This is a genomic window from Phyllobacterium myrsinacearum (assembly GCF_014138285.1).
In the GTDB taxonomy this organism is placed as follows: domain Bacteria; phylum Pseudomonadota; class Alphaproteobacteria; order Rhizobiales; family Rhizobiaceae; genus Phyllobacterium; species Phyllobacterium myrsinacearum_A.
In genome coordinates this window covers 200,736-225,529 of record NZ_JACGXN010000001.1, presented here as the reverse complement: position 1 = coordinate 225,529, position 24,794 = coordinate 200,736, and the positions used below count along the sequence as shown (strand labels likewise).

23 protein-coding genes are annotated in these 24,794 nt (G+C 58.3%); 11 read left to right on the top strand and 12 right to left on the bottom strand.

Going from position 1 to position 24,794, the window contains the following annotated elements; translation table 11 throughout:
* The first annotated feature begins 183 nt into the window (after positions 1-183).
* The 4 genes from FHW16_RS01160 to rarD all read left to right on the top strand — a co-directional run bounded on the left by FHW16_RS01160 (position 184) and on the right by rarD (position 3,733).
* Positions 184-564 carry an endonuclease domain-containing protein gene (locus tag FHW16_RS01160; RefSeq protein WP_182547343.1) on the top strand — a complete coding sequence of 127 codons (381 nt, stop codon included), beginning with the start codon at positions 184-186 and terminating at the stop codon, positions 562-564.
* The gene (locus FHW16_RS01155; protein ID WP_182547342.1) at positions 554-1,048 is read left to right on the top strand and encodes a GFA family protein; all 495 of its coding nucleotides are present in this window, start codon (positions 554-556) and stop codon (positions 1,046-1,048) included. Before FHW16_RS01160 ends, FHW16_RS01155 begins: the two co-directional genes overlap by 11 nt.
* Positions 1,045-2,658: a citramalate synthase gene (cimA, locus tag FHW16_RS01150; RefSeq protein ID WP_348643837.1), complete on the top strand. Its 1,614-nt coding sequence runs from the start codon at positions 1,045-1,047 to the stop codon at positions 2,656-2,658. The genes FHW16_RS01155 and cimA overlap by 4 nt, the downstream gene beginning before the upstream one ends.
* 154 nt (positions 2,659-2,812) lie before the next feature.
* Entirely contained in the window at positions 2,813-3,733 is a 921-nt protein-coding gene (rarD, locus tag FHW16_RS01145; protein ID WP_246711647.1) for an EamA family transporter RarD, read from the top strand.
* Positions 3,734-3,945: 212 nt separating this feature from the next.
* On the opposite strand, the gene FHW16_RS01140 is transcribed toward rarD, so the two are convergent.
* Both FHW16_RS01140 and FHW16_RS01135 read right to left on the bottom strand, forming a co-directional pair.
* A complete protein-coding gene (locus tag FHW16_RS01140) occupies positions 3,946-4,944 on the bottom strand; it encodes a CorA family divalent cation transporter (RefSeq protein WP_182547339.1) in 999 nt (332 codons plus the stop codon).
* Between the two features lie 32 nt (positions 4,945-4,976).
* Positions 4,977-5,582 (bottom strand): TIGR00730 family Rossman fold protein, encoded by a 606-nt coding sequence (locus FHW16_RS01135; protein ID WP_182547338.1) that lies wholly within the window; start codon positions 5,580-5,582, stop codon positions 4,977-4,979.
* Positions 5,583-5,756: 174 nt separating this feature from the next.
* On the opposite strand from FHW16_RS01135, the gene FHW16_RS01130 reads away from it, so the two are divergent.
* The 6 genes from FHW16_RS01130 to pssA all read left to right on the top strand — a co-directional run bounded on the left by FHW16_RS01130 (position 5,757) and on the right by pssA (position 11,847).
* Positions 5,757-7,061, top strand: a complete 1,305-nt coding sequence (locus FHW16_RS01130) for a LysM peptidoglycan-binding domain-containing protein (RefSeq protein ID WP_182547337.1) — start codon at positions 5,757-5,759, stop codon at positions 7,059-7,061.
* Positions 7,062-7,073: 12 nt separating this feature from the next.
* Entirely contained in the window at positions 7,074-7,490 is a 417-nt protein-coding gene (locus FHW16_RS01125; RefSeq protein WP_182547336.1) for a hypothetical protein, read from the top strand.
* Between the two features lie 95 nt (positions 7,491-7,585).
* The gene (locus FHW16_RS01120) at positions 7,586-7,951 is read left to right on the top strand and encodes an ArsR/SmtB family transcription factor (protein WP_182547335.1); all 366 of its coding nucleotides are present in this window, start codon (positions 7,586-7,588) and stop codon (positions 7,949-7,951) included.
* 2 nt (positions 7,952-7,953) lie between these two features.
* Complete coding sequence (locus FHW16_RS01115) at positions 7,954-9,852, top strand: ABCB family ABC transporter ATP-binding protein/permease (protein ID WP_432651984.1); 1,899 nt, start codon at positions 7,954-7,956, stop codon at positions 9,850-9,852.
* A gap of 386 nt (positions 9,853-10,238) precedes the next feature.
* The gene (locus FHW16_RS01110; RefSeq protein ID WP_348643836.1) at positions 10,239-10,991 is read left to right on the top strand and encodes a phosphatidylserine decarboxylase; all 753 of its coding nucleotides are present in this window, start codon (positions 10,239-10,241) and stop codon (positions 10,989-10,991) included.
* A gap of 10 nt (positions 10,992-11,001) precedes the next feature.
* Positions 11,002-11,847, top strand: a complete 846-nt coding sequence (pssA, locus tag FHW16_RS01105) for a CDP-diacylglycerol--serine O-phosphatidyltransferase (RefSeq protein WP_182547333.1) — start codon at positions 11,002-11,004, stop codon at positions 11,845-11,847.
* Between the two features lie 46 nt (positions 11,848-11,893).
* Here pssA and FHW16_RS01100 read toward each other — a convergent pair whose 3' ends face one another.
* The 3 genes from FHW16_RS01100 to FHW16_RS01090 form a co-directional block, all read right to left on the bottom strand.
* Positions 11,894-12,940, bottom strand: a complete 1,047-nt coding sequence (locus FHW16_RS01100) for an alpha/beta hydrolase family protein (protein WP_182547332.1) — start codon at positions 12,938-12,940, stop codon at positions 11,894-11,896.
* A 72-nt stretch (positions 12,941-13,012) separates the two neighbouring features.
* Complete coding sequence (locus FHW16_RS01095; protein ID WP_182547331.1) at positions 13,013-14,014, bottom strand: alpha/beta hydrolase family protein; 1,002 nt, start codon at positions 14,012-14,014, stop codon at positions 13,013-13,015.
* A 30-nt stretch (positions 14,015-14,044) separates the two neighbouring features.
* Entirely contained in the window at positions 14,045-14,755 is a 711-nt protein-coding gene (locus FHW16_RS01090) for a hypothetical protein (RefSeq protein WP_182547330.1), read from the bottom strand.
* A 60-nt stretch (positions 14,756-14,815) separates the two neighbouring features.
* On the opposite strand from FHW16_RS01090, the gene FHW16_RS01085 reads away from it, so the two are divergent.
* On the top strand, positions 14,816-15,958 hold the full coding sequence (locus FHW16_RS01085; RefSeq protein ID WP_246711598.1) for a helix-turn-helix domain-containing protein: 1,143 nt from the start codon (positions 14,816-14,818) through the stop codon (positions 15,956-15,958).
* Positions 15,959-15,965: 7 nt separating this feature from the next.
* Here FHW16_RS01085 and FHW16_RS01080 read toward each other — a convergent pair whose 3' ends face one another.
* From FHW16_RS01080 to FHW16_RS01050, 7 genes are all read right to left on the bottom strand, one after another.
* Positions 15,966-16,718: an SDR family NAD(P)-dependent oxidoreductase gene (locus FHW16_RS01080; protein ID WP_182547329.1), complete on the bottom strand. Its 753-nt coding sequence runs from the start codon at positions 16,716-16,718 to the stop codon at positions 15,966-15,968.
* 17 nt (positions 16,719-16,735) lie between these two features.
* Complete coding sequence (purF, locus tag FHW16_RS01075; RefSeq protein WP_246711597.1) at positions 16,736-18,229, bottom strand: amidophosphoribosyltransferase; 1,494 nt, start codon at positions 18,227-18,229, stop codon at positions 16,736-16,738.
* 117 nt (positions 18,230-18,346) lie between these two features.
* Positions 18,347-18,937: a CvpA family protein gene (locus tag FHW16_RS01070; protein ID WP_182547328.1), complete on the bottom strand. Its 591-nt coding sequence runs from the start codon at positions 18,935-18,937 to the stop codon at positions 18,347-18,349.
* A gap of 61 nt (positions 18,938-18,998) precedes the next feature.
* Complete coding sequence (radA, locus tag FHW16_RS01065) at positions 18,999-20,399, bottom strand: DNA repair protein RadA (RefSeq protein WP_182547327.1); 1,401 nt, start codon at positions 20,397-20,399, stop codon at positions 18,999-19,001.
* Positions 20,399-21,565 (bottom strand): alanine racemase, encoded by a 1,167-nt coding sequence (alr, locus tag FHW16_RS01060; protein ID WP_182547326.1) that lies wholly within the window; start codon positions 21,563-21,565, stop codon positions 20,399-20,401. The genes radA and alr overlap by 1 nt, the downstream gene beginning before the upstream one ends.
* Before the next feature lie 4 nt (positions 21,566-21,569).
* A complete protein-coding gene (locus FHW16_RS01055; RefSeq protein ID WP_182547325.1) occupies positions 21,570-23,069 on the bottom strand; it encodes a replicative DNA helicase in 1,500 nt (499 codons plus the stop codon).
* Positions 23,070-23,384: 315 nt separating this feature from the next.
* The gene (locus FHW16_RS01050; protein WP_182547324.1) at positions 23,385-24,665 is read right to left on the bottom strand and encodes an SAM-dependent methyltransferase; all 1,281 of its coding nucleotides are present in this window, start codon (positions 24,663-24,665) and stop codon (positions 23,385-23,387) included.
* Positions 24,666-24,794: the final 129 nt, after the last annotated feature.

Below are 24,794 nucleotides of genomic sequence, written 5' to 3'. Positions count from 1 at the left end.
TGTCGGGCATCTCCCCCGCAAGGGGGGAGATCACGCCTGCATCAACGTTTGAGTCCAATGTCGAATATCGCCAGTTTTGCCGGGACGGTAATGAAGGCTGATCTCCCCCCTTGCGGGGGAGATGGGCGACAGCCCAGAGGGGGGTATACGACGGTGCCCCAGCTTCCGGCACGAGGATTGGTAATGCCGCATCAGGACGTACCTCCCCACCAACGTGGCTTTGCGAAAACGATGCGCAAAGTGATGACACAGCCAGAAGCAAAACTTTGGAATGCTTTGAGAGCACATCGCTTGATGGGGTTGAGTTTCCGGCGGCAGATGCCGGTTGGCCAATACATCGTCGACTTCGCCTGCCCATTACACCATGTGATTGTCGAACTTGACGGCACGCAGCACGCCGATAAGCACAATATGCGCCGGGACAGCGTGCGAACCGACTACCTTCAATCTCGCGGCTGGATCGTCCTGCGTTTCTGGAATGACGATGTTGTGCGGGATATCGAGGGGGTGTGCCAGCATATCGTTCGTGTCGCGCTGAATGGGAGTGAGCGTCATGAGTCTTGATAACAAACCCGTTTATACCGGCGGCTGTCAGTGCGGCGCGGTGCGTTTCCGCATCGAAGGCGCGCTGACAGACACGTCCATCTGTCACTGCCGGATGTGCCAGAAGGCGTTTGGCAATTTCTATGCACCGCTGGTCTCGGTCGGGCCAGCGCATCTGCAATGGACGCGCGGCGCGCCAAAGCGCTTCCACTCGTCCAATCATGTAAAACGTGGTTTCTGTGATAGCTGCGGCACACCATTGACCTATGAGGCGCCCGATGGCGTCGCATTGGCCATCGGCGCTTTCGATCATCCGGAAGAACTGGCACCGATCGTCCAATGGGGTATCGAGGACAAGCTGCCCTATGTCGATGATCTCCACCGGTTGCCGGGCCACAAATCCGATGGCGATCCGGAGTCGATTGAATTCCTGAGAACAATGGTTTCCAACCAGCATCCCGATCATGATACGGATGCATGGCCGCTGGGGGAGGCGGGCAAGTGAAAAAAGAACGCGTTTATCTCTTCGATACGACGTTGCGCGACGGGCAGCAGACACCGGGCATCGATTTTTCGGTCGAGGACAAGAAAGTCATTGCCGACATGCTCGACGAGTTCGGCCTCGATTATGTCGAAGGCGGTTATCCCGGCGCCAATCCGACCGACACGGCCTTCTTTGCGGAAAAGCGCACCAAGCGGGCAAAGTTTGCGGCTTTCGGCATGACCAAGCGGGCCGGCGTGTCCGTGTCCAACGATCCCGGACTGGCCGCTTTGATCCGCTCATCGGCCGATGTCGTCTGCTTTGTCGGCAAAAGCTGGGACTATCACGTCCGCGTTGCGCTCGGCTGCACCAATGAGGAAAACCTTGAATCCATCGATGCCTCCGTTCGGGCTGCGGTTGCGGCGGGCAAGGAAGCCATTGTCGATTGCGAGCATTTCTTCGATGGCTACAAGGCGAACCCGGATTACGCGATGGCCTGCGCCAGGACCGCCTATGATGCCGGGGCGCGCTGGGTGGTGCTGTGCGATACCAATGGCGGCACGCAGCCGAATGAAGTCGGCGCGATCGTCCGCACGGTCGCCAAAACCATACCCGGCGATCATCTCGGCATTCACGCGCACAACGATACCGAGCAGGCGGTTGCCAATTCACTGGCGGCCGTCGATGCTGGCGTGCGCCATGTACAGGGCACGCTGAATGGCATCGGCGAGCGCTGCGGCAATGCCAACCTGATCACGATCATCCCGACGCTGGCCCTCAAGCCCGCATGGTCGGACCGTTTCGAAACGGGCATCAGCGCGGAAAAGCTCAAGGGCCTGTCGCGCCTGTCGCGCAGCTTTGATGAATTGCTCAACCGCGCGCCCAATGCGCAAGGGGCGTTTGTCGGCGGGTCGGCTTTTGCCACCAAAGCCGGGATTCACGCCTCCGCCTTGATCAAGGAACCGGCCACCTACGAACACGTGCCTCCCGAGACAGTTGGTAACCGCCGCAAGGTGATGGTGTCCGATCAGGGCGGCAAGTCCAATTTCATCAGTGAACTGGAGCGGCGCGGCATTCCCGTTGCCAAGAACGATGCACGCCTCGATACGCTTATCGCGCTTGTCAAGGAACACGAGGCGGAAGGCTATGCCTATGAGGGCGCCGATGCGAGCTTCGAGCTTCTGGCGCGCCGTACGCTTGGCACCGTGCCGGAGTTCTTCAAGGTCGAGTCCTTCCGCTGCATGGTCGAGCGCCGTTTTGATGCTAATGGTAATATCAAGACAGTTTCGGAGGCGGTGGTGCGCGTCGAGGTGGACGGCGAGCAGCGCATGTCCGTCGCCGAAGGTCATGGTCCGGTCAATGCGCTCGATCTGGCATTGCGCAAGGACATGGGGCGCTACCAGAACGAGATCGACGATCTCGTGCTGGCGGATTTCAAGGTGCGTATCCTCAATGGCGGCACGGAAGCCATCACCCGGGTGCTGATCGAATCAACGGATTCCAGCAATGTACGCTGGTGGACCGTGGGCGTTTCCGACAACATCATCGATGCCTCGTTTCAGGCGCTTATGGACTCAATCGTCTATAAACTGATGAAAAATCGTGATCTTGCAGGCAAAATTGCCGCCGAGTGAGCTGATTTTTTCGATTTTTGGGCGAAATTGGTCTCAAATCATCAAGAGCTTTGATGGGATGATCAGCCGAATTCGATAGACGTTTGAGGGCTGTGGTCGTAGATCATCGCCCATGAGCGAACAGATTAATCAGAGCGGCCTTGGCGCTGGAACAATGGTAACCGAAGCACAGCCGGGAATGTCCGACGGCAAGAAGGGTTTTATCTTCGCGCTGTCTGCCTATCTGCTTTGGGGCATCCTGCCGTTCTATCTGAAGGCGGTCGATTACATGCCGACGCTGGAAGTGGTGGCGCATCGCATCGTCTGGTCGGTTCCCATCGCTGGTGCGGTATTGTGGTGGCTTGGCCGCTTCGACGATCTGAAAACAGCCTTGATGACGCCGCGTACGCTGGTCATGGCCACCCTGACGGCGACGCTGATCACCATCAACTGGGGCACCTATGTCTGGGCCATCGGCGCAAACCATGCTGTTGATACGGCGCTCGGCTATTACATCAATCCGCTGGTGAATGTGGTCCTCGGCAGTATATTCCTGTCGGAAAAGCTCACGCGCCCGCAGATGGTGGCGGTCGGTCTGGCAGCCTGTGCTGTGCTGCTCCTGACCATTTCATCCGGTGGCCTGCCGTGGATTTCGCTGGTTCTTGCCTTCAGCTTCGGCTTCTACGGCTTTTTCCGCAAGACGCTGCCCATCGGCCCGACGCAGGGTTTTATGCTGGAAGTGCTGATCCTGTCCGTTCCTTCGCTTGGCTTTATTTTCTGGACCGTTGCACAGGGAACCAGCCATTTCGTCAATGGCAGTGGGCATGATATCGGTCTTTTGCTGTTTGCCGGACCGGCGACGGCCATTCCGCTTATCCTCTATGCTTTCGGCGCCAAGCTCCTGCGCTATACGACCATCGGACTGATGCAGTATATCGCGCCGACCATGGTTTTCCTGTGCGCGATCTTTGTCTTTGATGAGCCATTCTCGAATGTGCAGTTCATCGCGTTCGCGCTCATCTGGGCTGCTCTGGCGATCTACACCTGGTCCATGCTGCATGAAGCGCGCAAGGTGAAACTGGCGACCGCTTCCTGACGGAGATACCCTCCTTCTCCGTCATCCTCGGGCTTGACCCGAGGATGACGGCGTGAGGCTCTCCATGCGGGCAGTGAGGACTGCAGATCATTTTATCCGCTATCGTTGTGATTAGTTTACAGCACCCATCTCCCTCATGGTGAGCCAACACTCTCCCTCATGGTGAGCTTGTCGAACCACGAACCACCCGCCACTGTAAATGCAAAAGCGGTCTAACGCCCCGAACCGCCCATCTTGCGCACGATCAGATAGACAAATGCGGATATAACAAGGGCAACAAGAGCGATAATCGTGAACCCGTGGATATTGCCGGCAAACGGCAGTCCTTCTGTGTTCATGCCGAAGAGGCCGGTAATGACGTTTGTCGGCAAAAGCACGGCTGTCATCACGGAAAGCACGTAGAGAAAGCGGTTCGACTGGTCTGTCAGTTTTGCCAGAAGCTCGTCCTGCAACAGCCTTGCGCGCTGTTGCAGCTGCTCGCCCTCCGCATGCAGCGTAGCTGCGCGGATTGACAGGCCTTCAATCAGGTCGTCCAGATCTTCCGGCAGCGCCCGCCGGTCCGCATGGTCGATGTGGCGGAACAGGCTGGTTGCGGCCGTGAGATAACGATGGAAAACCACGATCTGGCGTCGCACCGGTACCAGCCGCTCGCGTTCACCCTGCCATTTCTCGCCGACAATATGATCCTCGATGGAGTCGAGCGTTTCCGAAAGCCGGTTAATCTCGGCCTTGAGCAGATCGAGAAACCGCCGGAAGATTGCATTGAACAAAGCAATGGGCGACGCGGGCCTCGTCTTGCCGCGATTGATGGACTGGCGAACGTCATCGACCGATTGCAGCGGGTGGCGTCGACCGCTGATGAAAAGGGTCTCATTGAAAGCAAAGCGGAAATAGCCCAGTTCGCGCGGATCGCCGTAATGTTCATGTTGCAGGTCGGGCAGTTCCCCGAAAAGCCAGCCATCCTCATAGCTGATCTGGCATTGGTCGCCGGAGGAAAGGAAAGCCTCGCGCACACTTTCCGGCAGGCTTTTGTCCGTTTCGAGGCTGCGGCGGGCTCGCGCATCGGCAAGAGCATAGCTCTTCCATGTCCAGACCTTGCCTGACTCGGCAACCGGTTCAACCAGCAGGGAACCCGTCGCGTCAAAACTGTAGGCGATGACGAAATCGTCGTTGTGAAGGCGCTTGGCTTCGGGCGGGGGATCTAAGCTCAATGTTTGAACCATGAAATCCCCGTTCCTTTCAGTTACAGCCGTTCGATGATTGCTTCGTCGCCGTCCCGGTCACCTCTGGCTGCCGCATTGAGGATTGCCGGAACAATGTCTTCCGGGCGTTCTACCACAAGCGGATTGACCAAATGTGACGTATGGACGAAGCCTTCCGCCTTCATGTGATCGATGAGGGCCAGCATCGGATTCCAGAAGCCGTTGATATTGGCGAAGACCATTGGCTTGCGGTGGCGTCCGAGCTGCGCCCAGGTCATGACCTCAACGATCTCTTCCACCGTGCCGATACCGCCCGGGAGTGTAACAAACGCATCCGAGCGCTCGAACATCTTGTGCTTGCGCTCATGCATGTCTTCGGTGACGATCAGCTCGGACAGCTGACCAAGCGCATGTTCGGTCGCTTCCTTGTTCATCAGGAACTTCGGAATGATACCTGTGACCTTGCCGCCTGCCGACATGACACCATCGGCGACTGCGCCCATGATGCCCTTCGTGCCGCCGCCATAGACCAGTTCCAGTCCATTTTCGGCGATTGAGTTGCCGAGGATCTTGCCGCTCTGTTTGTAAATCGGATCACGGCCCGGAGAGGAGCCGCAGTAAACACAAATCGATCGAATCTTGCTCATCTGGAAAGTGGTGCCTCCTGTCCCGTGAAACGTCAAGCTATCGGGCATGCGACAAAAATCTCGAATTGCGCCTTTGATCCTATAATCACAAAGAATAGGGCTGAATTTAAAGGGTTTTCTTGTAGCAGAGCATAAAAGGCGCTAGACCAAAAAGATAAATAGGGTCGGGGATCGATGATCAAGAACAAGTTTGCAGTGCTGGGGTTTGGTGTTGTTGTCGCTTTGGGTCTGGTGGCTGCCTATCTGGGGTTCATTCCGGGTAAGCCGGCTGTGGATACACCTGTCGTGACTGCGAATGGAAATGCGCCTGCGCCGACGGCACAAAAGCCCGCAGAACCCGCCGCTAAACCCGCCGATGCAGCGCAAACAGCGGCTCCGGTAACGCCAGCGCCAGCGGCATCCGCTGGTGGTGCAGCGCCCGCCGCCGGATCGGCGCCCGCCGAAGCATCCCAGACAAAGCCCGGTGTTCCTTCGTTTGACGTGTTGCGTGTTGATCCCACAGGGACAATCGTTATTGCAGGCAAGGGGGTGAATGATGCCAAGATTGATCTTCTCGCCGGTGCCGACATTATCGGCACCACCAAAGCATCACCCACCGGCGAATTTGTCATTGTGCTCGATGATCCCCTGAAGCCGGGCGACTATCAGCTTGTCCTGCGGTCAACCGCTCCGGATGGCAGCGCAATGACGTCGCAGGAAACGGCGATCGTCTCCATCCCCGAAACCAAATCGGGGCAGGTTCTGGCTCTGGTCGAGCAGTCCGGCCAGCCAAGCCGCATGATTACCAAGCCCGAAGCGCCAGCGGCACCGGCCGCTTCCAGTCAGCCAGCGACAACAGCAGCAGCGCCGACCGGCGACAAGCCTGTCAAACAGCCCGCCGCCAAGGCCCGCATCGTTGTGGAGGCCGTGGAAATCGAAGGCAGCAAGCTCTTCATCGCAGGCATTGCGGATGCAGGCTATACGGTCAAGGTCTATGCCAACGACAATCTCATCGGTTCGACCAAGACGGGATCTGATGGCCATTTCCTTGTGCAGACCATGCGCGACCTGCCGGTGGGGGATTATATCATCCGCGCCGATATGGTTGAAAAGGATGGCGTGACGGTCATTGCGCGCGCGGCCGTGCCGTTCAAGCGCGAAGCCGGCGAACGCGTGTCGGCCGTTGCTCCGGCAGCGACATCAGCCCCAGGCGCCGAAGCGCCTGCTGCTGCACCGCAAGCTTCCGCCGGGACGGCGCCGGATGGCACGGCCGGGCAGGTTCAGGGCAGCGATACCACGCAGCCGCTGCGGAATGTCGACGGTTCGGTGATTATCCGTCGCGGCGACAATCTCTGGACAATTTCACGCCGGACTTACGGCGAGGGCACGCGGTACACGACCATTTATCTCGCCAACAAGGAGCAGATCCAGAATCCGGACATGATTTTTCCGGGTCAGGTTTTTGCCTTGCCGGAAAAGGACAAGACCGCACCTCAATAGCCGGGGAGAAGCATGGCGTTCGCGATCAAGGCCGAAATCCGCGATATCGAGACTGAGACGTTCGCGTTTACCGCGCAGAAGACCATGTATGGCGGTAAGCTCATAACCGCAGGTGATACGGTGTTTCTGTTCGCCAGCGAGAACGAGGGCGGCCATGGTCTTGTCGCACGCGGTGTTGTCACTTCAGTCGAAGCGATCGCCAGGACAAGCGGTATCGTCAGGCAAACACCGCGGGTCAGTCTTTCCATCCGACGTAACGCACTCGCCAAACGACCGCTGGGACGGCGTGAACTCAAACATCTGACCGATTGGAAGGATGGTCAGCCCGGTACGGAGCTCAACTTCAAATTCTATCGCCAGGCAACGAACAAGATCGTTGGAATCTCGGATGAAGCGGCGGCATTCCTCGACGGCTTTTTCGATAGCTGACACGTCGGATTTACCCCAGAATCCCATTTGCATAGCATGGATGTCCCTTTTTAATCCTTGCATTGGAAAATTATATCGTTTATCGCCGATGAACGATGAAATGCAGCAATCGATTTCAACTGGCAATCTCGGACGCCGAAACGGCGCGTATCCTTACAGCGCTCGCCCATCCGGCGCGCCTGCGCATTGTCCGTCAGCTTGCCGGACTGAACGCTTCCTGCTGCAAGGATATTGTCGCGACGCTTGATCTGGCGCAATCGACTGTATCGCAACATCTGAAAATACTTGTCGATGCCGGGCTCGTGAATTACCGCCAGTCCGGCCAAAGCTCCCATTACAGCATCAATCCGGACGCGTTTGCCGATGTCGCCGCTCTTGTCAGCGATATGGCCAATCTCTGCTGTCCGCCCGATACTATTGTGCCTGCAGCGCGGGTAGCCGCTGCGGCCCTCAAGGAATAACCGTGGCTGAAAAAACTGTCTCCTCCGAGTCCGGCAAAACGCTGCAGACCATTCGTAACCTTTGGACCTATATGTGGCCCGATGAACGACCCGACCTGAAAATGCGGGTTGTCTGGGCCTCGTTCTATCTGCTGGTTTCCAAGGTCATTCTCATTCTGGTGCCCTATTTCTTCAAATGGGCGACCAATGCCTTGAACGGCAAGTTTGTGGCTTCCGATCTGGTGCCGCTTATCCTCGTCGGTCCGCTGATGCTGGTTGCGGCTTACAACGCCGCGCGCATCATTCAGGCAGGTTTGAACCAGTTGCGCGACGCGCTTTTTGCCAGTGTCGGACAATACGCCGTGCGCAAGCTCGCCTACCGGACATTCGTGCATATGCACAATCTGTCGTTGCGCTTCCATGTGGAGCGGCGCACCGGCGGTCTGTCGCGCATCATCGAGCGCGGCACCAAGGGTATCGAAACCATTGTCCGCTTTACCATCCTGAACACGGCGCCGACGATCATCGAATTCCTGATGACCGCCGTCATTTTCGCTTTTGCCTATGGCCTGTCCTATCTGGCCGTGGTCGTGGCGACGGTCTGGCTCTACACATGGTTCACCATCCGTGCCAGTGACTGGCGGATCAACATCCGCCGCGACATGAATGACTCCGACACCGATGCCAACACCAAGGCGATCGACTCGCTCTTGAACTTCGAGACGGTCAAGTATTTCGGTAACGAGCAGATGGAAGCCAGCCGTTTCGATGCGGCCATGGCGCGCTATGAAGTTTCGGCGACCCGCATCTGGACATCGCTCGGCTGGCTGAATTTCGGCCAGTCGGTGATTTTCGGCATCGGGATGGCTGTCATGATGATCATGTCGGGCAGGGAAGTGCTGGCCGGCACGCAAACCCTCGGCGATTTCGTCTTCATCAATGCCATGCTCATGCAGCTCTCCATTCCGCTCAACTTCATCGGCTTCATCTACCGCGAAGTGCGGCAGGGCCTGACCGATATCGAGCAGATGTTCGACCTGCTCGATGTTGAGCAGGAAGTCACCGACAAGCCCGGTGCCAAGCCGCTGGTGATCGAGCGTGGCACCGTGCGTTTTGACAATGTGATGTTTGCCTATGACCCCAAGCGGCCGATCCTGAAGGGTGTGAGCTTCGAGGTTCCCGCAGGCAAGACTGTTGCCATTGTCGGCCCGTCGGGCGCAGGCAAGTCAACTCTGTCGCGTCTGCTCTACCGCTTCTACGATATTCAGGGTGGCTCGATCAGTATTGACGGTCAGGATATCCGCGATGTCACGCAGGAAAGCCTGCGCGCGGTGATCGGCATGGTGCCGCAGGATACCGTCCTGTTCAACGATACCATTGCCTATAACGTCCGCTATGGCCGCATCACCGCCACGGAAGAGGAGGTGCGCAATGCGGCGGATCTCGCACAGATCGGCAGCTTTATCAAAAGCCTTCCCGAGGGATATGACGCCATGGTCGGCGAGCGCGGACTGAAACTGTCGGGCGGTGAAAAGCAACGTGTTGCCATTGCACGCACGATCCTGAAGGCGCCGCCGATCCTGATCCTCGATGAGGCTACCTCGGCGCTCGACAGCGCGACGGAGCATGAAATCCAGGCATCGCTCGATCTGGTCAGCCGTGACCGCACCACACTGGTGATCGCCCACCGCCTGTCGACGATCATCGGTGCCGACGAGATCATCGTTCTCAAGGATGGTGTGATTGCCGAACGGGGCCGGCACGCGGCACTGCTGGCCGAAAATGGTCTCTATGCGTCCATGTGGAACCGCCAGCGTGAGGCAACCGAGGCCGAAGAGCGCCTGCGCAAGGTGCGCGAGGAGGACGATCTTGGCGTCGTCGTTCGCGGTAAACCGGCATTAGAGCAAGGGATGGTCGAATGAAGCCAGTTCTGTTTCCCGGATGGCGAGACAATCCACGCGGAAGGTAGCGAGGCCGATGTTTACCCATCGGACGAAGCTGCCTGACAACGTGGTTGGCCGCCCGCCGGAAACCCGAAGGGCCGGGTGAATTTGGGCCAATCTCTGCGGGCTTTGACTTCGCCCGATGGATAAACATCGGTCTCGTCAAACCCCTTGATCTTGTCCACAAATTCCCTCCGGCAGAACGGCTTCATCTGACCATCCCTTGCTCTTAATGTCGCCGTCGAGCCGTGAAAAGTCGCAGCAGGAAAAAGTTGAATACGGAATAATTCTGCTGATGAAGGGTTCAAGCCGGGTTGAAAGGTTTGCTCCTGCTGCCAATCTCCGATAAGTAACGCGCAATTCCGGTGGAGCGTGCGCGCGCTGCCGGACGAACATTTGGCGCTGTCAGGAACAAACCAATGAGCCTTGTCGATTCCATCCGCAACACTCTGGTACCCATCCATCGGGAGGGCTACCCGTTCATCGCCGGTTTCGCCGGTGTGACCGTGGTTCTCGGTTATTTCTGGGAACCGCTGTTCTGGATAGGTCTCATCCTCACCGCCTGGTGCATCTATTTCTATCGCGATCCCCAGCGTGTCACCCCCACGGATGACAGGCTGGTCATCAGTCCGGCCGACGGACTTGTCTCTGCGGTTGGTCCTGCCGTGCCGCCGCGCGAGCTCAACCTCGGCGATCGCGAAATGACCCGCATTTCCGTCTTCATGAATGTGTTTTCCTGCCATATCAACCGCGCCCCGGTGCGTGGCCGCATCACGACCATTGTTCACAAGCCGGGCAAGTTCCTCAATGCGGAACTCGACAAGGCGAGCGCCGAGAACGAGCGCAATGGTCTGGTGATCGACAGCCCCAACGGTCAGGTTGCCGTGGTGCAGATCGCCGGTCTCGTGGCACGCCGCATCGTCTGCTGGGCCGATGAAAACAATTCCATTTCCATCGGCGAACGCTTTGGCCTGATCCGTTTCGGCTCGCGCGTGGATGTCTATCTGCCCGAAGGTTTTGCGCCGCGTGTTGCTGTTGGTCAGACGGCCGTTGGCGGCGAGAGCGTGCTTGCGGAATTCGGCGGCGAACCCAGCGCTCCGCTGGTCCGTATCAGCTGAGGCGCGCGGCATGAACGAACCCGACACGGATCCGCTGTTCGACGAAAAGCCGCAGGTGCAGGAGCCAACCGGCTCGCGCATTCCGCTGCGCTATCTCGTACCCAATGTGATCACGGTTCTGGCCATCTGCGCCGGTCTTACCGGTATCCGGCTGGCTTTCGAGAACCGGTTTGAGCTGGCTGTCTCTATGGTCCTTCTTGCCGCGTTCCTCGATGGCATTGATGGACGCATCGCCCGCATGATGAAGGGTTCGACCAAGTTCGGCGCGCAGATGGATTCCCTTGCCGATATCGTCAATTTCGGCGTGGCGCCTGCGCTGGTGCTCTATGCCTATATGCTGGATCAGGCACGCTCCTTCGGCTGGATCGCCGCGCTGCTCTACTGCATTGCCTGCTGCCTGCGCCTGGCCCGCTTCAACGTGATGCTGGATGTCATCGGTAAACCGCTCTGGCAGAACAACTTCTTCACCGGTGTTCCCGCGCCCGCTGGGGCGATGCTGGTGATGCTGCCGGTCTATCTCGGCTTTCTCGGGCTCGCACCCACGCGCCCGCTGGCGTTTGCGGCTGCCGCCTATACGGTGGGCGTCGCAATCCTGATGATCAGCCGTCTGCCTGTGTTCAGCGGCAAGGCTGCCGGTACGAAACTCCGCTCTGACTGGGTCATGCCAAGCTTTCTGTTCATCGTGGTCTATGTGGCGTTCCTGATGAGCTATACGTGGGAAACCCTGACGCTCACGACCATCGGTTTTTTCATCACCATCCCGTTCAGTGCCCGTGCGTGGAAACGGCACGAGGCGGCAGATGCCGCCGCTGCCGCTGCTGTTTCAGAGCCTGCACCATCTGAGGGAGCTTCCTGAGCTTGTCGAAGGGCAAACCACGCATGCTGGTTTTGCAGCGATGCATCTACCGCGCTTTGAGCGTGCGGTTGAACACCTTGCCAATCATCTCAATCAATTGCGCATGAATCGCGCTGCGTGAGCGTCCGCCGTCGTCGTCGCACAGCGCTTCAGCAATATCCTGCGCCTTCAGTTTGTCCGATGCATCAGCCTTGCACTCGGCGAACATGCTGAAATGGTTGGCATCCTCAATGTTTGCATAGCGCACGTCCGGAATGATTTCCGCCATCCACGATGCCTGTGCCGTGAAGGGAATTTCTCCCTTTCGTCCGAGGTTCACCAGATCAACCGGAATTGTGATGCCTGCAATACTCGCCGTGTTGAGCGTGTCTGACATGGCTGGGTCGATCGCGACGGCAGAACGAATGCGGGTGTCCTGATAGTTGAGGCTTGCGGGTTGCAGATCCATCTTATGAAGATCAACGCGGCTTAGCCTGAGCCATTCACACAGGGAGTGGTTGTTCAAATCCGTATCGCAATAGGCAGTGAGGCGCTGTTGGTCTATGCGGGCGCCGGCCACGGCAAGGGCCGTATAGCCGCCCATGGAGAGGCCAAGCGCGCCAACGTTTTTCCAGTCGATCCGGTTTTGAAAGACCGTTCCGGTCTTCAACGCATCGAGGGTTGCGGTGAAATCCGAGGGCCGGAGCCAAAGCTTCATTGTCTCGCTTGCTGATTTGTTTCCGCTCTGATTTCCTGGATGGTTTGGAGCAGCGACAATATACCCCTTCTGAGCCAATGGCGCGGCAATCCAGCTGGTGGCTTGCGCATTGCCTGCAATACCGGTTCCATGGGAAAGCAGGATGAGCGGGAATTTTCCCTCCAGGGGAGGCGCATCACGCATACCAGCTGTTCCCATGAACAACGGCGTATCACCCAGCAAGACTTTCTCACCGCCAGCCTGTGCCGGATACCAGACGGTGACATCGAGATCGGTGCCGCGCTCCTTGGAGGGAACGAGGATTTGCCGAACACCGGCCAGGTTATCGGCATGGGCCATGTGCGTGGTGGCCAGAGCAGAAATCGCAACGGCACAAAGCATGATTTGCAGTTTCATGTTCTATCTCCTTCTTGAGAATTGGAATGTTGGGGATTGTCTCGGTTTGCCGGGACAATCCGCCAACCTGCATCAGGGTTGTTTCGTGTCCGTCAGATATTTCCGGAAGAATGCGAGCACATCCGCGTTGAACTGTTTGTGGAAAGCAACGCGGTCGAAACCTGCGGCATCGGTGCACAGTTCCGTATCCCCCGAGTCGGCAGCGAGCTTGGCGAATTCGGCGCTGCATGGCGGCAGGAACGAGAAGTGGCCGGACTTCGGCACCAGGCGGTATTCAGGTTTGCTTGCCAGATATCTGGCAACGGAGGCCGCATCGGCAGGCGACAGGCCGTCACCGCCATATTCCGAACCCCAGATCTGAACGGGAACAGTCACGCGTCCCAAACTCTCCGGGGTGAACAGGTTGCCGCCGGCGGGATCGGCAATGACAGCCGCGATGATGCGCGGATCGGCGGTGAGCGGCGGAATATCACCGGCCCGGATTTGCGCGCAGAAGCGATTGCCGGGATAGACAGGGCAATTGTCGAGCAGCTTTTTCCAGTCGGGATTGCCGCCGATCATACCAAGACCGGTGAACCCGCCCCGGGAGAATCCGAAGAAGCCGATGCGGGTGGCATCGATCTGCGATCCGTCGGACCAGGACGTGAGGATGAAGTCTATGAGCCTCGTCATGTCCTGCGGACGCTGGGTCATGGATGCAATATCGCCCGGATCGCGCGTCTTGGATCGTCCGCCATCCCTCGGATGGTTGATGGCCGCGACGACAAAACCCGCATCGGCCATTTGCTCGGCAAGCGTGTGGAAATTGCCGTACCAGCCGCCGACACCATGCGAGATCACGATAAGCGGCAGCTTTTCGCCCAACAGCGGGCAATCTTTCACCGCTGTTGAATGATCGAAGCCAATGTCGACTTGCGTCGGATTGCCGGCGCAGGGGTACCAGATGGCGCTTTCGAGCGTTGGACCTTTATTGTCCTGCGGCACATCAATGAATGTCACTCCGGCGGCTGGTGCCGTCTGCACGGAGCTTAAGGCGAGGAAAGCAGACAAAGTTATGAGACTGGGAATGTTCATGGATGGTTTCCTTGTTGCAAGAAGTGAGGATCAGCGGATTGTCACGCGGGCATAGTCGCTTTTGATGCTGATCGACGGTTTGGCGCCGGGCGTGCTGTCGCGTTTGCTGTCGATAAAGGATGCCTTGGCATCCACCGCGTAGCTGATGGGGACATCCTTGCCGAAGGTGAAGGATGCATCGAGTGCGCGGGAATCGAACCAGATCATCTCGCTGTTGGTGATGCGGGCAAAGCGCAGGTCGCTGCGGACGGCGTCCCCCGAAATGTCTAGGCTCGCCACATGCCCGTCCAGCGCGAAATCAGCTGCATGACCTTTAACGCGGACGGTGCCATAGTCGCCCGTCAGCCGGGCCTGCAGCGCCGCCTGTTCGATGCTAACGTCGCCGTTGGCTGGGAGGTTTGCACGGATCAGCACCTCGCAATCGGAGAGGCTGAGCAGCGGTGCATTGACCACGTGGATGAGCAGCGCCCGGTCCTTGATCTCCATGGTGGTGTGGGTGGCGCATGCATCGGAAAACCAGCTCGAATACCAGCCGGAAAACCAGCCGGACCGCGTGGCGATGATCCGTGCCTGATAGGGGCCGGGATCGCCAGCCGCAAACTCTATGCGGCTGGCTTCGCCTGTAATCATGACACTGTTGATCTGGCCGATATCAAGCGGTGCTTTGGTTTGTTCGGCCTGAGCGGCGCTGGGTGTAACGGTTTCAAAGAGAAGGAGAAGGGCGGTGATGAGGTTAAGCATGGCAGCTCCCGTGGGTTGGCGTTGCGGCCAGAGGAACCCTTCGTCAGGTGAAATTCGACCTTGATCACAATTCAGGTCGTCCCCGATCGCGTTTCAGGACATAGTGAGGCTCGTCAACGCGTAACGGACCTTGCCTTCATGCTGTTTGTCCCCTTGCCCTTTGTGGTTGCTGTTCTGCTCGTCGTTCTGCTGGTCCAGATGATCCGGCGGAGCGACGGCAATGACCGGAATCCATTCTTTCTTGCGCTGGTATCGGTCTATGCCCTGCAGTCGGTGGTGATCGGGGTGCGCTGGGGCTATGATGTGTTGGAGGTCTTGCCGATTCAGGCAGTGCTCGCTGTCGTCCTTGCTACACTGGCATGGCTGAGCTTCGAAGGGCTGCGCAGCGAGCGATCGCTGGCACAACGTCCGTTGCTGCTGCTGCACCTGTTGCCGACGTTTCTGGTGATTTGCCTCATCGCCTTTTGGCCCGCACCGATTTCGCTGTTCATCATTCTGGTGTTCGCAGGTTACGGAGTGGCGCTCTGCCGTCTGGCCTGGGCCGGGCCGGATGCCCTGGGTTCATCCCGGCTCGATGGCGTCATCAGTTCCTACCGGGCACTGCAGCTGACCGCTTTTGCCGTTTCCAGTTCCGCAGTGGCCGATATCCTCATCAGCTGGGATTTTGTCCAATCGGGCGGCAGCCATTCCGGCCGCATCGTTGCCATCGGCAATGTGCTTGCCATGCTCATTCTCGGGGCTGCGGCAACGGTTGCCGGAACCAGCCGCCCGGAGGAGAGGGAAGAACCCGCCGCGGAAGAGGGCACGTCACAGGTCTCCCCAAGCGCCGAAGACGCTGAAATTGCCGCCTCGCTCGATAGCCTGATGCAGGCGCGGGAACTCTACCGGGATGTCGATCTCAACCTGAACCGCCTTGCGCGCAGGATGAACCTGCCGGCCCGGCAGGTTTCGATCGCGGTCAACCGGGTCAAGGCGATGAGCGTATCGCAATATGTCAATGATTACAGGGTGAAGGAGGCCTGCCGTCTGCTGGCGGACACGGATCTTGCCGTCACTGGCATCATGTTCGATGCCGGGTTTCAGACCAAATCCAATTTCAATCGCGAGTTCCTGCGTGTTACCGGCATGAGCCCGAAAGCATGGCGCGCCAATGCGCTCTCTCCAAACAAATCCGGCGCAACAATTATCCGCCTCGCCGGATGATCTGTCTTCAGCTCGGGTCGTTGTAACCCAGCAGCTTGCCTGCACGCACGTCGTAGAGCTTGCCCGTATCATCAATCTTGGGATCGAGGATGAGCGCGATCTTGGCCGCAACCTCAGCTGCTGTCGGCAACGTCTCGGGATCTTCACCCGGAACGGCCTGTGCCCGCATGGCAGTGCGGGTTGCGCCGGGATTGACCGAATTCACACGCAGCTTGGTCTGTCGCGCTTCCTCGGCCCAGCTGCGGCCCATGACCTCGACGGCGGCCTTAGATGCCGCATAGGGGCCCCAATAGGCGCGGGCAGTGTGGGCAACGCCGGAAGACAGCAAAACCGCGCGGCCTGCGTCGGAAAGCTTCAGCAGTGGGTCCGTCGTACGGATCAGGCGCCAGACGCTGGAGACATTGATGTTCATCACCTTGTCGAAGACTTTTGCTTCCACATGGCCGATCGGGGAAATCGTTCCGAGAACGCCCGCATTGGCGACCAGAATGTCGAGCTTGCCCCAGCGTTCATAGATGGAGCCGCCAAGCCGGTCGATGGCGGGCATGTCGGTGAGGTCGAGCGGCACCAGCGTTGCCGAGCCTCCGGCAGCCGTGATTTCGTCATCCAGCTCTTCAAGCCCGCCCACCGTGCGGGCAACGGCGATCACATGGGCGCCGCGTGCTGCAAGGTCTTTGGAAAGGAAATAGCCGATGCCGCGGGATGCGCCGGTGACAAGCGCAAGCTTGCCGTCCAGCCGAAAACTGCCGTCAGAAATCATGAATGGAAACTCAACCGTTAGCCGTTGTTTGCGAGAAGCGAGAACTGACGCACATTGCTGATGCCGTCCCGGTCAACCAGCCGGGTCGGATAATCGCCAGTAAAGTAATGATCGGTGAACAGCGGCGCCTGCGGATCGCGCGGTGCGCCGCTGACCGCCCTGTAGAGCCCGTCAATCGACAGGAATTCCAGCGAATCCGCACCGATATATTTGCACATGGAGGCAAGGGTTGCATGCTGGTTGGCCAGCAGCTTGTCCGCATCCGGCGTGTCGATACCGTAGAAATCCGGATGATAGATCATCGGGCTGGCAACGCGGATATGCACTTCACGTGCCCCGGCATCGCGGATCATCTGCACGATCTTCACCGATGTCGTGCCGCGTACGATGGAATCGTCGACCAGAACCACGCGCTTGCCTTCGATCACGGCCCTGTTGGCCGAATGCTTCAGCTTGACGCCGAAAGCGCGGATTGACTGGGTCGGCTCGATGAAAGTGCGTCCGACATAATGATTGCGGATGATGCCAAGTTCAAACGGAATGCCGCTGGCCTGGGCAAAGCCGATGGCTGCGGGCGTACCGCCATCGGGAACTGGGACGACCACATCGGCCTCCAGCGGTGCTTCCTTGGCAAGGTTGATGCCCATGTTCTTGCGGGCTGTATAGACATTGCGGCCACCGACGATGGAGTCGGGCCGGGCAAAGTAGACATATTCGAACAGGCAGATGCGTTCCGGCTTTGGTGCCTGCGGCTTGAAGGCTTCGATGCTGATCGTGCCGTCGCTCTGGATTTCGCAGACAACGACTTCGCCATTCTCGATGTCACGCACGAACTTCGCGCCGATAATATCGAGCGCGCAGCTTTCGGAGGCAAAAATCGGCTTGCCGTCCAGATCACCCATGACGAGCGGCCGGATACCGATCGGATCGCGTGCGGCAATCAGCTTGGTGCGGGTGAGGGCGAGCATGGCATAGCCGCCTTCCATCTGGCGGATTGCATCGACGAACCGGTCGCTGGAGGAGGCGCTGCGTGAACGGGCGATGAGATGCAGCACCACTTCCGTATCGGAATTGGACTGGCAGATCGCGCCGTCGGCGATCAGCTTGCGGCGCATGGTCAAACCGTTGGTGAAATTGCCGTTGTGTGCGATGGCGATGCCGCCGATCTCAAGTTCGGCAAACAGCGGCTGGACATTGCGCAACGCTGCATCGCCGGTTGTGGAATAGCGTACATGGCCGATGGCGCGGTCGCCGGGCAGTTGTGCCAGTGTTACCGGATTGGTGTAGTGGTCGCCGACAAGGCCCATGCGGCGTTCCGAGCAGAACTTGGTGCCGTCATAGGAGACGATACCCGCTGCTTCCTGTCCGCGATGCTGCAGGGCATGCAGACCCAGCGCCGTCAGCGTGGCGGCATCGGGATGCCCCAAAATGCCAAACACACCGCACTCTTCATGCAGTGTGTCGTCGTCAAGGGACATGAGAGGGGTCTCATCACGAAAAATGTCGGTCATTACCGCAAGCCTTTCGCCGCAGATTCAACTGTAAGATCTGTCATTCCATTATGCCACACTATGTGGGGTATTACCACGCAAACGCCAAGTTAACCGTTTGTCGCACCTGAAAACCTGTTAGGGCTTGGGTGTTGTGCCTTCCGGCGGAACATCTTCCTTCGGTTCAGGTGTCGTCGTCGGGTCTGTTACCGGGGCTGAGCCGGGCTTCAAACGCTTCAGAATGGTTGCCTCGGGGTCTTCCGGCAGCAGGCTGATCAGTTTTGCACCCAGTGAGTCGATCATCGGCTTCGACTTGGCCTGCGCAACCCAGGCCGGCTGGTTGTCCGTTACGAGCCAGTTGAAGAACAGCATTGCTACAACCACGAGGAGAACACCGCGTGCGGCGCCGAAGAGGAAGCCGAGCGTACGGTCCAGCGCGCCGATACGGCTGTCGATGATGAAATCGGCAATCTTCATGGTGATGACGGAAACGATGATCAGCGTCACGATAAAGACGATGCCGGCCGCTGCAATCTGGGCAATGGTCTCATTGCTGATATAGGGCGCAAGGAAGGGGACCACAGGCTTGTAGAAGAGATAAGCGGCCGCCGCGGCAGCTGCCCATGACACCACGGACAGCACTTCACGCGAAAAACCGCGCACCATGGCGAGTACCGCCGACACGAGGGTGATGCCCAGAAGAATTCCGTCAAGCAACGTAATAGGCATTTACATGTATCCCCAATCCAATTCCGATCCGGTCAGCCCTTGGATAATGGCCGCATTTGGATCAGTCGTCGCGTTTCGTTTTACCGGGGCCGGACGCTGCAATCCGGGCCACAAGGTCCGGCAGCGAAGCCGTCTCGGTCAGATGCGCATTGCGTCCTTTCGGCACGTCGTTGCTTCCCTTGGGAAGAACAGCCTGCTTGAACCCAAGCTTCTCTGCTTCCTTCAGCCGCTGCACCGCGTGCGCCACCGGGCGAACGGCGCCAGACAAGCTGACTTCGCCGAAATAGACGCAATCGGCCGGAAGGGCAATACCGGCAATAGAGGAAACCAGTGCAGATGCAACCGCAAGATCAGCTGCGGGCTCGGAAATCCGGTATCCGCCCGCCACATTCAGGTAAACATCGTGCTGGCCGAACCGCACACCGCAATGGGCTTCAAGCACCGCCAGAATCATCGAAAGGCGGCCGCCGTCCCAACCGACGACAGCGCGGCGCGGTGTGCCGAGCGTTGACGGCGCCACCAGCGCCTGAATTTCCACAAGCACCGGCCGGGTGCCTTCCATACCGGCGAAAACCGCGGCGCCCGGCGATTTGTCATTGCGTTCGCCGAGAAAAAGCTCCGACGGATTTGCAACTTCGCGCAATCCGCGATCCGACATTTCAAACACACCGATTTCGTCGGTGGGGCCGAAACGGTTCTTCACTGTGCGCAGGATGCGGTAGTGGTGGCCGCCTTCGCCTTCGAAATACAGCACGGCATCCACCATGTGCTCGACAACGCGCGGTCCGGCAATCTGGCCATCCTTGGTGACATGACCGACCAGAACCACGGCAGCGCCGGTCTGTTTGGCAAAGCGGATCATCGCTTGGGCACCTGCGCGCACCTGCGTGACCGTACCCGGCGCCGAATCGGCAGCGTCCGTCCAAAGGGTCTGGATCGAATCGATGATGATGAGATCGGGCCGCTTGGACTCGGAAATAGTGGCGAGGATATCCTCGACATTGGTTTCAGCGGCCAGAAGCACGTCCGTATCGGCGGCATGCAGGCGCTGTGCCCGCAGGCGGATCTGCGCCACCGCTTCTTCACCCGAGACGTAGATGACCTTGTGACCCTGCCGCGCCAGCGCGGCGGCGGCCTGGGTGAGCAGGGTGGACTTGCCGATACCGGGATCGCCGCCCACCAGAATGGCCGAACCGCGCACGAACCCGCCGCCGGTGACCCGATCAAGTTCGCCGATGCCCGATTGGATGCGCGGCGCATCCTCGATCTCGCCGGATAGCGAGGTGAGGGCGACGGCACGGCCCTTGCGGCCCGACAGCTTGCCGGGGCCGCTGCCGATACCGCCCGCCGTACCTTCTTCGACCAGCGTGTTCCACTCGCCGCAGGCATCGCACTTGCCCGCCCAGCGCGTATGCACGGCTCCGCAGTTCTGACAGATGAATTGAATTCTTGCCTTGGCCATCAATCGCCTTTTCCGGAATAGAGATAGCGACGGTGGTAGCGGTTTCCAAGGCTCGTCAACAGTTCGAAGCCGATGGAGCCTGCGGCGCGTGCCGCATCATCCAGGGCGATGTTGTGCCCGAACAGCTCGATATAATCGCCGGGTTTGATGCTTGCCTCGGGCAGCCCGGTAACGTCGAAGGATGTCATATCCATGGTCACGCGGCCGATCACCGGCACTTTGTGACCGGCGACAAAACCCTCGCCGCCCTTGTGCACGACATTGCGCAAGGGCGTGCCGCTGCCGGACAGGGAACGCAGATAGCCGTCCGCATAACCGGTTGAACAAATGGCAATCCGGGTGTCGCGCTCAAGCAGTGCCGTGGCGCCGTATCCTGCCGTCTCGCCTTTGAGGCCGGTGCGGATCTGCACGACACGCGCCTCCAGCGTCACGACGGGGCGCATGGGATTAGCAACGCCGGCCAGCGCTTCGCCGCCATACATGGCAATACCCGGACGGCTCAGATCACCGCCATTGGAGACCGCATGAAAAATACCCGATGAGTTGGACGCACTTGATTCAATACCTGCAAACGCGGCGCGAAGCTTTTGAAATGACTCAAACTGCCGTTGGTTGAGCAGGTGGCCGGGTTCGTCCGCCGTCGCCAGATGCGTCATGACAAGAACAGGCATTTCCCTGGTGTTTGCGGCAAATTCGAGCGCTTCGGCCACGGTGAGCCCCAGCCGGTTCATGCCCGTATCCACATGCAGCGCATAGGGCAGTTTCAAGCCGCTCTCGGCATTGGCGCGGGTCCAGAGATTAATCTCAAAATCAGAACCGAGAACCGGGATCAGCTTCGATGTTTCGTAGACGGGACGCGCTTCGGCAAACAGGCCGTTCAGAACAAAAACCCGTGCATCCGGCGCGACTGCCTTCACACGCAAACCTTCCTCGACAAGTGCCACAAAGAACGTGCGGCACCCGGCATCCCACAACACAGGTACGACCTGTTCGATGCCGAGCCCGTAGGCGTTGGCCTTGACGACGGCACTCGCCTTTGCCGGCTTGGATTTCTCGGCAAGAAACGTCCAGTTGGCAACAAGTGCATCGAGATCGATGGTAAGCCGTCCACCCGCAAGGCGAGGGTCAGCGCCTGCGGTGGTGATGTGAGGTTGTGTGCTGGTCAAATGATTACTCGAAGCGTTCGGGCAGGTGTGAATCCTCGGCAAGGTCGGTAAAGCGGGTGAATTCCGCCTGGAAGGCCAGTCTGGCTGTGCCGGTCGGGCCGTGGCGCTGCTTGGCGATAATGACTTCCGCCTTGCCCGTGGCTTCCTTGAGGTCGGCCTGCCACTTGAAATGCTCCTCGGTGCCTTCCTTCGGCTCCTTGTTCTTGATGTAATATTCGTCGCGATACACGAAGATCACCACGTCGGCGTCCTGCTCGATCGAACCCGATTCACGCAAGTCGGACAGCTGCGGGCGCTTGTCTTCGCGGCTTTCCACCTGACGCGAGAGCTGTGACAGCGCGATGATCGGCGTGTTCAGTTCCTTGCCGAGAGCCTTCAGGCCCGTCGTAATTTCGGTGATTTCCTGCACACGGTTTTCCGAAGCCTTCTTCGAAGATCCCTGCATCAGCTGAATATAGTCGATGACCAGCACGTCGAGGCCGCGCTGGCGCTTCAGGCGCCGGGCACGGGCTGCGAGTTGCGCAATGGAAATACCACCGGTCTGATCGATATAGAGCGGCACTTTCTGCATATGCTGTGAACAGGCGACCAGCTTTTCGAACTCTGCCTCGTTGATTTCACCACGACGGATTTTTGACGAACTGATTTCCGACTGCTCGGAAATGATACGGGTGGCGAGCTGTTCGGACGACATTTCGAGTGAGAAGAAACCGACGACGCCGCCATTCTTGGCTTTCATTGTGCCGTCAGCCAGCTGTTCAGGTTCATAGGCGGCCGCGATATTGAAAGCGATATTGGTGGCGAGTGACGTCTTGCCCATACCCGGACGACCGGCGAGCACGATCAGATCCGATGGCTGCAAGCCGCCCATGCGGTTATCAAGCGCCTGAATGCCGGTGGAAACGCCGGAAAGGTGGCCATCACGCATGAAGGCGGCATTGGCCATATCGACCGCTGTTTTGACCGCATCGGTGAATGATTGGAAGCCACCATCGTAACGGCCGGTTTCGGCCAGTTCGAACAGACGGCGTTCAGCATCCTCGATCTGGCCCTGCGGCATCACATCGACCGGGGCGTCATAAGCGATATTGACCATGTCTTCGCCAATGGTGATCAGCGCGCGGCGCGTGGCAAGATCATAGATGGCGCGGCCATAATCTTCCGCATTGATGACCGTGACCGCTTCGGTAACAAGGCGGACGAGATATTGCATCACCGTCATTTCACCGACTTTTTCGTCCGTCGGCAAAAAGGTCTTGAGCGTAACGGGATTGGCCATCTTGCCCATGCGGATCATATCAGACGAAACGTCGAAAATCTTCCGATGCAGTGGCTCGTAGAAATGCACGGCTTTGAGGAAGTCGGAAACGCGATAAAACGCATCATTGTTGATCAGAATGGCGCCCAGAAGCGCCTGTTCAGCTTCGATATTGTTCGGTGCTTCGCGGTAGAGCTTGTCACCGCTGTCACGTACCTCGAGGAATTTGCGTGCTGCTTCAGCCATCGTATTCGTTTCCCGTTCGCATTAACTATGGCCTCTGGCGTGAATCGTAAGCAATGGAGCAATGCCAAAGCACAGGCTTATACCCCGCTATCCACAGCGGCGGAAAAGATTGGCTTTATCTCTTGCGTGATTCGCGCCTTGATGATTCTAAGCCATCTGGCAGCTTGTGGGGAGGCTTATGCGCGTTCTCCCGCCAATGTCCACTGCGGACTTGAGCGAATATGCGGGCAGGACGTGAAACCGGATACTATTCATGATTGAACCCGCCGCGATCATCACAATCACGGCGGGCCAGATCGTTTTCAAATTGCGGGTCTAGCGGCCGACAGCCGTTTCCCTGTTATCAACCTGGGTATTGGCACAACTACGCTCGCTCTCCAGGCGCTTGAGGCGCTTTTCTTCCTTCTCGATATAATTGCGCGTCAGCGGTACTGATTCCTGTCGGTGAGCCAGCTGGATCTGGAACACCATCAGGTTCTGCCAGCGGAATGCCGATTCCGATGCGGCAAGATAGAATTCCCACATGCGGCAGAAGCGTTCATCATAGATCGCCTTGGCCTTGTCGCGGTTCGCCATGAACCGCTCGCGCCAGATGCGTAGTGTGTCAGCATAGTGCAAACGCAGGATTTCGATATCGGTGACGACGAGACCTGCCTTTTCGATCTGCGGAAGCACTTCCGAGAGAGCAGGGATATAGCCGCCCGGAAAGATGTACTTCTGGATGAAGGCATTGGTATAGGACGGTCCATCCGACCGGCCGATGGAATGCAGAAGGAAAACGCCGTCCTTCTTCAAAAGGCGGGCCGTATGCTGGAAGTATTCGCCGAAATGTCCGACACCGACATGTTCGAACATGCCGACCGAGACAATACGATCGAAACTGTCCTCGATTGTCCGGTAGTCGCGCAGATCAAAACGTGCCTGCGTCGACAGGCCTTCATCGATGGCCCGCTTGTTGGCGATGCCATGCTGCTCCTGCGACAGCGTGACACCCATCACATTGGCATCAAGATGGCGGGCAATATAAAGGCCAAGACCGCCCCAGCCGCACCCGATATCGAGGGTCTTGTGACCCTTTTCGACGAGAAGTTTTGCTGCAATATGCCGCTTCTTTGCCAGTTGCGCCTCTTCGAGCGTCGCATCCGGGTGCTCGAAGTAAGCACAGGAATATTGCATGTCCGTATCGAGGAACAGCCGGTAGAGGTCTTCCGACAGATCGTAGTGCCTCTGAACATTGCTGGACGAACGGGCAAGGTTGTTCATCTGGTGCAGGCGGCGGGTGGCACGGCGAATACCCTCCAGCGCCAGCATCCATGGCTCGCGGGCCGCAGTGGCCCCCGTGTTTTCGAATATGATTCTCAGGACGTCATAGATATCGCCGTCGAGAACATCGAGTTCGCTGTTCATATAGGCTTCGGCGAAATGCAGGGATGGATCGAAGGCGATCCGCCTTTCGGCCGCGGCCGTATTGATGCGGAAGTGAATCGGTTCTCCAGTCCCGTCACCAAAGGTGCGCTTCTGGCCGGAGGAATCAGTAATAACAAGTGTACCTGTGTGGATAAGCCGCGAAAGGGCAGCCTTTAGAATGGCATTCATGAACAATCTCCATCATTGACGATAGAGCTCGGCCATTATGAGGCTCAAGAGGGAGCCAAGGTCGGGCATGGGGTAGGATAAATAAATCTACCCGTTTTTTTGATTCTGAAAAGCAAAAAAACACCCGGC